Here is a 10,894-nt window from a genome sequence, read left to right on the forward strand (position 1 = left end):
CAAGCTGCTGGCCGACAACAACCTGTCCGTTTCGGCCGTGGCCGGCACGGGCAAGGATGGCCGCGTGACCAAGGGCGACGTGCTGAGTGCCGTGGCATCGGGCACGGGCAAGGCCGCTGCGGCCGCACCGAGCGCGATCCCCACCGGCGTGCCCACCAAGGCGCTGCCGCAGGTGGCTGCGCCCACCGCCAAGGAAGACCTGAGCGGCCGCCCCGAGCAGCGCGTGCCCATGAGCCGCCTGCGCGCCCGCGTGGCCGAGCGCCTGCTGCAGTCGCAATCGACCAACGCCATCCTGACCACGTTCAACGAAGTGAACATGGCCCCGGTGATGGACATGCGCAAGAAGTTCCAGGACGCTTTCACCAAGGAACACGGCGTGAAGATCGGCTTCATGAGCTTCTTCGTGAAGGCGGCCGTGCATGCCCTGAAGAAGTACCCGGTGCTCAACGCCTCGGTCGACGGCAACGACATCGTCTACCACGGCTACTTCGACATCGGCATCGCCGTGGGCTCGCCCCGCGGCCTGGTGGTGCCCATCCTGCGCAATGCCGACCAGATGACGTTCGCCGACATCGAAAAGAAGATCGCCGAGTTCGGCCAGAAGGCCAAGGACGGCAAGCTGGGCATTGAAGAGATGACCGGTGGCACGTTCTCGATCTCCAATGGCGGCACGTTCGGCTCCATGCTGTCCACCCCCATCATCAACCCGCCGCAGTCGGCCATCCTGGGCGTGCACGCCACCAAGGACCGTGCCGTGGTGGAAAACGGCCAGATCGTCATCCGCCCGATGAACTACCTGGCCATGTCGTATGACCACCGCATCATCGACGGCCGTGAAGCCGTGCTGGGCCTGGTGGCCATGAAGGAAGCGCTGGAAGACCCCTCGCGCCTGCTGTTCGACATCTGATCCCCCTGGATGGACCCGCCCGCGTGGCCCGGCCGTTGGCCGCGCCCGCCGGTGGGTCTTTCTTCAACTGATTGAGTGAGATTGACATGAGCAAACAATTCGACGTGATCGTGATCGGCGGCGGCCCCGGCGGCTATATCGCTGCCATCCGAGCCGCGCAACTGGGCTTCAACGTGGCCTGCATCGACGAGTGGAAGAACGGCAAGGGCGGCCCCGCACCGGGCGGCACCTGCACCAACGTGGGCTGCATTCCCTCCAAGGCGCTGCTGCAGTCGTCCGAGCATTTCGACCAGGCCAACCACCACTTCGCCGACCATGGCATCGAGGTCAAGGACGTGCGCATGGACGTGGCCAAGATGATCGCCCGCAAGGACAGCGTGGTTAAGCAGAACAACGACGGCATCCTGTACCTCTTCAAGAAGAACAAGATCACGTTCTTCCACGGCCGTGGCTCGTTCGTGAAGGCCGCCGACGGTGGCTATGAAATCCGCGTGGCCGGCGCTGCCGAAGAGTCCATCACCGGCAAGCAGATCATCCTGGCCACTGGCTCCAACGCCCGCGCGCTGCCTGGCGTGCCGTTCGACGAAGAGCACATCCTCTCCAACGACGGTGCCCTGCGCATTGGAGAGACACCCAAGAAGCTGGGCCTGATCGGCGCCGGCGTGATCGGCCTGGAAATGGGCTCGGTCTGGCGCCGCCTGGGCGCCGAAGTGACGGTGCTGGAAGGCCTGCCCACGTTCCTGGGCGCGGTGGACGAGCAGATCGCCAAGGAAGCCAAGAAGGCGTTCGACAAGCAGAACCTCAAGATCGAGCTGGGCGTGAAGATCGGCGAGATCAAGACCGGCAAGAAGAGCGTGAGCGTGGCCTACACCAACGCCAAGGGCGAAGCCCAGACGCTGGAAGTGGACAAGCTCATCGTGTCCATCGGCCGCGTGCCCAACACCATCGGTCTCAACGGCGAAGCCGTGGGTCTGCAGCTGGACGAGCGCGGCGCGATCGTGGTCGATGCCGATTGCAAGACCAACCTGCCGGGCGTGTGGGCGGTGGGCGACGTGGTGCGTGGCCCGATGCTGGCGCACAAGGCCGAGGAAGAGGGCGTGGCCGTCGCCGAGCGCATCGCGGGCCAGCATGGCCATGTGAACTTCAACACCATCCCCTGGGTGATCTACACCAACCCCGAGATCGCATGGGTGGGCCGCACCGAGCAGCAGCTCAAGGCGGACGGCGTGAAGTACAAGGCCGGCACGTTCCCGTTCCTGGCCAACGGCCGCGCCCGCGCGCTGGGCGACACGACCGGCATGGTCAAGTTCCTGGCGGACGCGGCCACGGATGAGATCCTGGGCGTGCACATCGTCGGCCCGATGGCCAGCGAACTGATCGCCGAAGCCGTGGTCGCCATGGAGTTCAAGGCCAGCGCCGAAGACATCGCGCGCATCTGCCACGCCCATCCGAGCTTGAGCGAAGCCACCAAGGAAGCGGCCCTGGCCGTGGACAAGCGCACGCTGAACTTCTGACCCCGGGACTTTGGGTAAAAATGGCTGCCTGCGCTTGAAATACTAGCGCAGGCAGCTATCTTTTTTATAGCGTTTGGAGTGTGCGTGTGAATGTGAAGCAGGCGTATGAGGCGGAACTGGCCAGCAAGGGCTACCAGAGCGATCCGGCCCAGTTGCGCGCCGTCGAGGCGTTGCAGCGGTGTGCCGACGATTGGGCGCTGTACAAGGAGCGCCGCTCCAACGCCTTGAAGAAGCTCATCAACCGGCCCGAGGTGCCGCGCGGCGTGTACATGTACGGCGGCGTGGGGCGGGGCAAGAGCTTTCTCATGGACTGCTTTTTCAACGCCGTGCCCATCCGCCGCAAGGTGCGGCTGCATTTCCACGAGTTCATGCGCGAAGTGCACCGCGAACTGGCGGGCCTGCAGGGCACCGTCAATCCGCTGGACGTGCTGGGCGAGCGCATTTCCAAGCGCTACAAGCTCATCTGCTTCGATGAGTTCCATGTGGCGGACATCACCGACGCGATGATCCTGCACCGCCTGCTGGCGGCGCTTTTTCGACAACGGCGTGGGTTTTGTCACCACCTCCAATTTCGAGCCCGACGGGTTGTACCCCGGTGGGCTGCACCGCGACCGCATCCTGCCCGCCATCGAACTGCTGAACCAGCGGATGGAGGTGGTCAACGTGGACAACGGCACCGACTACCGCCGCCGCACGCTGGAGATGGTGCGGCTGTACCACACGCCGCTGGGACCCCAGGCCGATGCGGAGATGTCCGAGGCGTTCGACCAACTGGCCGAAGTGCGCGACGAAGACCCGGTCCTGCACATCGAGGCACGCGAGATCCGTGCGCGCCGCAAGGCCGGCGGCGTCGTCTGGTTCGATTTCAGCGTGCTGTGCGGTGGCCCCCGCTCGCAGAACGACTACCTGGAAATCGCCACGCAGTTCCACACCGTGCTGCTGTCGGATGTGCCCCACATGCCCGTATCGATGGCGTCGCCGGCCCGGCGCTTCACGTGGCTGGTGGACGTGCTGTACGACCGGCGCGTCAAGCTCATCCTGTCCGCCGCCGTGCCGCCCGAAGCGCTGTACACCGAGGGCCCGCTGGCCCATGAATTTCCGCGCACCGTCTCCCGGCTGAATGAAATGCAGTCCAAGGAATTCCTGGATCTGGAGCGGCGCGTGGTGGACACCGGATTGACGTAACCTCTTTTCTCGCCATGCCATCCTTCCAACGCCTTTTCCTTGCCACCGCACTGGCGCTCGCCTCGACGCTGGCTGCGGCCCAGTCACCGCTGGCCGCATCGCGCGCCGCCGCCGATGCCGCGCAGGCCGAGCGCCGCGCCGAGCGCGACCAGATCCAGCGCGACCGCCGCGCGCTGGAGGCCCGGCGCATCAAGGAAGAGGCCGTCTGCTACCAGCGCTTTTCCGTCGAGGACTGCCTGATCGGCGTGCGGGCGCAGGTGCGGGACCAGGAAAGCGCACTGCGGCAGCGCGAAGTGGCCCTGAACGACGCCGAGCGCCGTGAAAAGGCGGCCTTGCGCGTGCAGTCGATCGAGCAAAAGCAGCAGGAGCAGCGCGAGAAGCTCGAAGCCGGCGAACGCCCCGCACCCATGCAGGCCGCCTCCCGGGCCCAGGCGCAAGCGCAGGGCCGTGCGGAGCGCGAGCACGACGCGCAGCAGCGCGCCGCACAGCAGCATTCGCGGGAGCAGTCGCACGAAGCCGCCAAGGCCGAGCGCGCAGCGGCGCAACCCGGCCAGATTTCCGAAGCGCGTGCCCGCTACGAGGCCAAGCAGAAGGCCGCCCAGGAGCGGCGCGAAAAGCACGAGAAGGCGCGGGCCGATGCCGAAGCCCAGGGCCGCAAGCCGGCAGCGGCGCTGCCACCGCCACCGCCACCGCCGGTTCCACCGGCCAGCGCTGCCCCCTGAAGGCGGCGCCAAGGCGCACGCCTTCCACCAGGCGCGGGCGACTGCCATGGGGCACCCCCCACCCCTGTGGCGCGGGGCAGGTGCGCGCTGTTGACGCCTTCCTCAGCGCACCAGCCGGGCCGGTTTCTTTTCTTCCACCAGCGCCTCGATCTTCACGATGGCGAGCGAGAGGTTGTCCCCGCCGCCACGGGCCCGTGACCGCGCTTTCTCGATGAGGAATTCCGTGGCCTCGCGCGGCGACAGCGAGTCCACCACCGACGCCAGCTCCGTGGGCGAAAAATAGTGCCACACGCCGTCGCTGCACGCCAGGAGCACATCGCCTGGCAGCAGTTGCGGAATCATGTGCTGGGCCACTGGCGGATCGCTCTCGGTGCCCAGGCAGCCCACCAGGATGTTGGAGTGCGGATGGGTGTTGGCCTCGGCCTCGGTGATTTCGCCGCGGTCGACCAGGGCCTGAACATATGAATGGTCGCTGGTGCGGTGGGCCAGCCGCGCGCCCTGGAAGTGATAGATGCGTGAATCGCCGGCATGCGCCCAGTGGCAGTCGCCCCGGGGGTTGATGATGAATGCCGCCACCGTGCTGTGCGGCTCCTGCTCGGCTGAGATGGCGGTGAGGCGGATCACGATGTGCGCCTCTTCCACCATGTGCTTGAGCATCGTCGCGGTGTCGTCGGTGTCCGGCGAGTACCGCTCGAACCATTGCCGGGCCGTGAGCATCACCTGGTCGGACGCCTTGCGGCCCCCGCTGCGCCCTCCCATGCCGTCCGCCACGACACCGAGCACGCAGCCGTTGTAGCGGGGGTGGGCGATCAACGCGACCTGGTCCTGCTGGTATTCGCGATCGCCTTTGTGGATGCCGGTTGACGCAGTGAGGCGAAACGGTTTGGTCATGGCATAAATGGTGGAAGGCGCGGGCCGGCCGAAGGGCCGGGCGAAGCACGTATTATCGGGCGCCCTTTGGCGGTTTTGCCATGTGACGCCTCTGCTGCCTTCTTTCCTTGCACCGCCTTTTAACCTGTCCATTTCCTCCCGGTTCCACCATGCGGTCCGGTGCGGTCGCCCGTGAGCGCAACCAGGAATGACCGGCATGGAATTGCCCCGCATCGAATCGCTCGTCCATGGCGTGCAGGCCGCGTTCGAAGCGGGCGGCGTGCTGTCGCTGGCCCAGGCGCATTTCTCGCCCCGCGCTGGCCAGACCGAGATGGCGCTGGCGGTGGCCGAGACCATCGAGCAGGGAGGGGGTCTGGTGGTGGAGGCGGGCACGGGCGTCGGCAAGACGTTTTCCTATCTGGTGCCGGCGCTGCTCAGTGGCGAGCGGGTGCTGGTGTCCACCGCCACCAAGGCGCTGCAGGACCAGTTGTTCGCGCGCGACCTGCCCCGCCTCGTTCAGGCACTGGCGTTGCCCGTGCGCACCGCGCTGCTCAAGGGCCGGGCCAGCTACCTTTGCCTGCACCGCATGGAGTTGGCACGCCAGGATGCGGCCGCTCACGATGCGGCCGTGGCGCGGGTGCTGGCCCGCGTGGAAACCTGGTCGCAAGGGACGGTGAGCGGTGATTTGGCTGAGTTGCCGGGGCTGGATGAGCGCTCCCCGGTGATTCCGCTGGTCACCTCCACCCGCGAGAACTGCCTGGGCTCGCCGTGCCCGCGCTTTCGGGACTGCTATGTCCACCGTGCCCGGCGCGAGGCGCTGGCTGCCGATGTGGTGGTGATCAACCACCACCTCTTTTTTGCGGACCAGGCCGTTCGCGATTCCGGCATGGCCGAACTGCTGCCTTCCGTGCGCGTCGTCGTCTTCGACGAGGCGCACCAGCTGAACGAGACCGGCGTGCAGTTCATGGGCAAACAAGCTTCCACCGCGCAGTTGCTGGATTTTTTCGCGCGACGTGATGGCGGCAGGCCTGCAGTTCGCCCGCGGGCTGGCCGATTGGCTGGGGGTGGCCGCCGCGCTGGACCGCGCCGGCCGCGATCTTCGCCTGGCCGCAGGCCGTGCCCCGGCCGGTTCTCGGTTGCGTTGGACAAGCGAGGTGCCCGACGGCGTGGACCCCGGCGAATGGCATGCGGCCATGCAGCAGGTGGTCGGCGCATGCCGCGCAGCCCTGGCGGCCCTGGACACCGTGAGCGAGATCGCCCCGGACTTTGTGCGCCTGCATGGCCGTGCGGTGCAGCTCATGGAGCGCATGGACGGCTTTTCCCAGCCTTGTGGCGCGGACGCGGTCCGATGGGTGGATGTGGCGGGCGCGTTGCGGTTCGTGGAAGCGCCGCTCGACATCGCGGGCCCGATGCGGTCCCTGTGGCAACTGCCCGCTGGCGAGCCCGAGCCTGAGGCCGAGGCCTCGGCCTGGGACGAGCCGGATGCGGCCGCGGTGCTGTCGCAGGGCAAGCCCCGTGCATGGATCTTCACCTCGGCCACCCTGGGGGACGATGCGAGCCTGCGCTGGTTCACCGAGCCCTGCGGTTTGCAGGACGCGCGCATCCTGCGGGTGGAGAGCCCGTTCGACTATGCATCGCAGGCGGCCTTCCATGTGCCTTTGGAATTGCCCAAGCCTTCCGACCCCTCCCACAGCGCGGCATTGGCGGCCTGGGTGGGCAGCGCGGTGATGGTGCTCGGAGGGCGAACCCTGGTGCTCACCACCACGCTCAAGGCCCTGCGGACCATCGGCGATGCGCTGCAGGCCCGGTTCGCTGCGGATTCCGGCATCGAGGTGCTGGTGCAGGGCCAGTGGCCCAAGCGGCGTTTGATGGAGCGGTTCCGCGAACGCGCGTCCGAGGGGCGGGCAGGGTGCGTGCTGGTCGCGTCCGCCACGTTCTGGGAAGGGTTCGACGTGCCGGGCGAGGCCCTGCAACTGGTGGTGATCGACAAACTGCCGTTCCCGCCACCGGGCGATCCGCTGGTGGAGGCGCGCTCCCAGCGGCTGGAACAGACCAAACGCAGCGCCTTCCGGTACTTTTCGCTGCCGGAGGCCGCGATCGCCCTCAAGCAGGGCGCGGGGCGGTTGATTCGCAGCGAAACCGATCGGGGCGTGCTGGTGGTGGCCGACACCCGCCTGGTCGAGATGGGCTACGGCAAGCGCCTGCTGTCAGCCTTGCCACCCATGCGGCGCCTTCACACGGCGCAGGAATTCGATGCGGCGCTGCGCGCGCTCACCACACCTTCCACCACGGCTCCGACTTGGCCTTGAGGCCATCGCGGTTCAACTCGCTCTGCGGGTAGGAACTCGCCATGACGCGCTGCGCATCGTCGCGCAACTGGGTCATGCCCAGCGCATCGTAGGACTTCACCAGGATGTACAGGGCCTCTTCCAGCGCAGGCACTTCCTTGTAGTCGGCCAGGGCGATCTGGGCCCGGCTGATGGCCGCCACATAGGCGCCGCGCTCGTAGTAGTAGCGGGCCACGTGCACTTCGTACTGCGCCAGGGAATTGACGATGTAGGTCATGCGCTGGCGCGAGTCCTGGGCATAGCGCGATTCCGGGAACCGCGTGGTCAGTTCGCGGAAGGACTCGAACGAATCCTTGGCGGCCTTCTGGTCGCGCTCGGACAGGTCCTGGCGTGACAGCCAGGAGAACAGCCCCAGGTTGTCGTTGAAGTTGACGAGGCCCTTCAGGTACAGCGCGTAGTCGTAGGCGGGGCTGGCGGGATGCAGCTTCATGAAGCGGTCCAGCGTGGCGATGGCCTGGGCCTTTTCGCCGGCCTTGTACTGGGCGTAGGCCTTTTCCAACTGGGCCTGCTGTGCCAACGGCGTGCCGGCCGCGCGACCTTCGAGCTTTTCCAGCAGGGGCACGGCCTTGTCGTAGCCGCCACTGTTGAGTTCGTCGCGGGCTTCGGAGTAGATGCGATTGGGGCTCCAGCCGGCGGTCTTGTCTTCGGGGGTGCTGGAGCAGCCCGCCATCAGGCCGGCGGCCAGCAGGGCGGACAACAGGGGCAGGGGAAAACGCGGCATGGAGGCAGCTTTCAGGCAAAAGAAGGGCATCGGTTCCCGCTTCCGATCAGGGGCCGGGACGGCCACAGGGGGCTGGCCGCGGCGATCGGGCAGGAGCCGGATTGTACCGGCGTGCCAGCCGGCGGCCTGAACGAAACGCCGGGGCTCTGGCGCGGGGCAGGGAAGCGGGCGTTCCTACAATACCCGCCATGTTTGTCCATTTGCGCCTGCACACCGAATTTTCCGTCGTCGACGGCACCAACCGCATTGATGAAGTGGCCAAGGCGGCTGCCAAGGACGGCCAGCCCGCCCTGGCGATCACCGACCTCGGCAATCTTTTCGGCGCCATCAAGTTTTACAAGGAAGCGCGGGGCAAGGGCGTCAAGCCCGTGCTGGGCGCCGAAGTGTTCGTCGAACCCGAGGAGCCGGGCAATCCACCTTCCCGCATGATCCTGCTGGTGCAGGGCAAGCAGGGGTACCTGAACCTGTCGGAACTGCTCGCGCGCGCCTGGACGCGCAACGTGGTGAAGAACCAGCCCCTGTGCACCTGGGCCTGGCTGGAGGAACTGGGCGAAGGCCTCATCGCTTTGGCGGGCGCTCAGGCCGGTCCCGTGGGGCAGGCCATCGTGAAGGGCGACGACGCGGGGGCCGCGCGTCTGGCACTGCGGCTGGCCGGGCTGTTCCCCCATCGCTTCTACCTGGAGATCCAGCGCGCCGGCAGGCCCGACGACGAAGCCCATGTGGTGTCTGCCGTGCAACTGGCCGCCCGGCTGAACCTGCCCGTCGTCGCGACCCACCCCGTGCAGTTCGCCACGGCCGACGATTACGAGGCCCATGAAGCGCGTGTGTGCATCTCCGAAGGCGAAATCCTGGGCAACCAGCGGCGGGTGCGCAAGTTCACGCGCGAGCAATACTTCAAATCGAGCGCGCAGATGGAGGCGCTGTTCGCCGACGTGCCGTCCGCGATCGCCAATACGCTGGAGATCGCCAAGCGCTGCAACCTGACCCTGGTGCTGGGCAAGCCGCAGCTGCCGGACTTTCCCACCCCGGGCGGCATGCCCATCGACGAGTACTTCCGGGTGGCTTCGCTGGCGGGGCTGGAAGAGCGTCTGGCACACCTGTACCCCAAGGAGGCGGAGCGCGACAAGGAGCGCCCGCGCTACCTGGAGCGGCTGGAGTTCGAGATCAAGACCATCCTGAAAATGGGGTTCCCGGGCTACTTCCTGATCGTGGGGGACTTCATCCAGTGGGCCAAGAACAACGGCTGCCCGGTGGGGCCGGGCCGGGGCTCCGGTGCTGGCTCGCTGGTGGCCTATGCACTCAAGATCACCGACCTGGACCCGCTGCAGTACAACCTGCTGTTCGAGCGGTTCCTGAACCCCGAGCGGGTGTCGATGCCCGACTTCGACATTGATTTCTGCCAGTCCAACCGCGATCGCGTGATCGACTACGTGAAGGACAAGTACGGCAAGGATGCCGTGAGCCAGATCGCCACGTTCGGCACCATGGCCGCAAAGGCCGCGATCCGCGACGTGGGCCGGGTCATGGACATGAGCTACACGTTCTGCGACGGCATTTCCAAGCTCGTGCCGGGCAAGCCCGGCATGTCGTACACGCTGCAGTACCCGCCCAACCCCAAGAAGGAGGGCGACAAGAACAATTACGCGCTGGAGCTGGAGCCGCTGCTGGCCGAGCGCGTGCAGAAGGAAGAAGACGTCAAGACCATCATCGAGATGGCGCAAAAGCTCGAGGGCATGACCCGCAACATCGGCATGCACGCCGGGGGCGTGCTCATCGCCCCGGGCAAGCTCACCGATTTTTGCCCGCTCTACCAGCAGCCGGGCAGCGATTCCGCCGTGAGCCAGTACGACAAGGACGATGTGGAAGCCATCGGCCTGGTGAAGTTCGACTTCTTGGGCCTGGCCACGCTGACCATCCTGGAGATCGCCAAGGAGTTCATCGTGAAGCGCCACAAGGGGCAGGAGAACTTCACGTTCGAGAACATTCCGCTGGACGATGCGCCCACCTACCGTCTCTTTTCCGACGGCAAGACCGAAGCCGTATTCCAGTTTGAAAGCCGCGGCATGCAGGGCATGCTCAAGGAAGCACGCCCCAGCCGGCTGGAAGACCTCATCGCCCTGAACGCGCTGTACCGGCCGGGTCCGATGGATCTGATTCCCAGCTTCGTGAACCGCAAGCATGGCAAGGAGGTGGTGGAATACCCCCATCCGTTGGTCGAGAAGGTGCTGTCGGAAACCTACGGGATCATGGTGTACCAGGAGCAGGTGATGCAGACCGCCCAGGTGCTGGGCGGCTACTCGCTCGGCGGCGCCGACATGCTGCGCCGGGCGATGGGCAAGAAGAAGGCCGAGGAGATGGCCGAGCACCGCGAGATCTTCCGTGCGGGAGCGGCCAAGCAGAACATCAGCCAGGAAAAGGCCGACGAAGTCTTCGACCTGATGGAGAAGTTCGCCGGGTACGGCTTCAACAAGTCGCACGCGGCGGCCTACTCGCTGCTGGCCTACCAGACCGGCTGGCTCAAGGTGCACTACACGGCCGAAATTTTTCTGCGCCAAACAGTGACGGTGGAAATGGACGACACTGACAAGCATCAAGGTGCTGTTCGAAGATGCCATGAAGAACTTTGG

5 protein-coding genes and 3 pseudogenes are annotated in these 10,894 nt (G+C 66.3%); 6 read left to right on the top strand and 2 right to left on the bottom strand.

Annotated features, from left to right (window positions below; translation table 11 throughout):
* From odhB to AC27KI_RS13630, 4 genes and pseudogenes are all read left to right on the top strand, one after another.
* Nucleotides 1-907, top strand: a 907-nt coding sequence (odhB, locus tag AC27KI_RS13615) for a 2-oxoglutarate dehydrogenase complex dihydrolipoyllysine-residue succinyltransferase (protein ID WP_487114250.1), incomplete at its 5' end; no start/stop codon positions are given.
* Between the two features lie 86 nt (nt 908-993).
* Nucleotides 994-2,421, top strand: a complete 1,428-nt coding sequence (lpdA, locus tag AC27KI_RS13620) for a dihydrolipoyl dehydrogenase (protein WP_487114252.1) — start codon at nt 994-996, stop codon at nt 2,419-2,421.
* 86 nt (nt 2,422-2,507) lie between these two features.
* Nucleotides 2,508-3,606 (top strand): annotated as a pseudogene (gene zapE, locus AC27KI_RS13625) (cell division protein ZapE).
* A gap of 14 nt (nt 3,607-3,620) precedes the next feature.
* Nucleotides 3,621-4,328 carry a hypothetical protein gene (locus AC27KI_RS13630; protein ID WP_487114254.1) on the top strand — a complete coding sequence of 236 codons (708 nt, stop codon included), beginning with the start codon at nt 3,621-3,623 and terminating at the stop codon, nt 4,326-4,328.
* A gap of 102 nt (nt 4,329-4,430) precedes the next feature.
* Here the strand turns inward: AC27KI_RS13630 and AC27KI_RS13635 are convergent, their stop codons facing one another.
* The gene (locus tag AC27KI_RS13635) at nt 4,431-5,219 is read right to left on the bottom strand and encodes a PP2C family protein-serine/threonine phosphatase (protein WP_317358777.1); all 789 of its coding nucleotides are present in this window, start codon (nt 5,217-5,219) and stop codon (nt 4,431-4,433) included.
* Nucleotides 5,220-5,415: 196 nt separating this feature from the next.
* Between AC27KI_RS13635 and yoaA the strand changes: the two are divergent.
* Nucleotides 5,416-7,507: pseudogene (yoaA, locus tag AC27KI_RS13640) on the top strand (DNA repair helicase YoaA).
* On the opposite strand, the gene AC27KI_RS13645 reads toward yoaA, so the two are convergent.
* A complete protein-coding gene (locus AC27KI_RS13645; RefSeq protein ID WP_272563805.1) occupies nt 7,470-8,267 on the bottom strand; it encodes an outer membrane protein assembly factor BamD in 798 nt (265 codons plus the stop codon). The pseudogene yoaA and the gene AC27KI_RS13645 overlap by 38 nt on opposite strands.
* Before the next feature lie 188 nt (nt 8,268-8,455).
* Here AC27KI_RS13645 and dnaE point away from each other — a divergent pair.
* Nucleotides 8,456-10,894: pseudogene (gene dnaE, locus AC27KI_RS13650) on the top strand (DNA polymerase III subunit alpha); the annotation flags it as partial.

Source organism: Acidovorax sp. KPB24-03, from assembly GCF_057546605.1.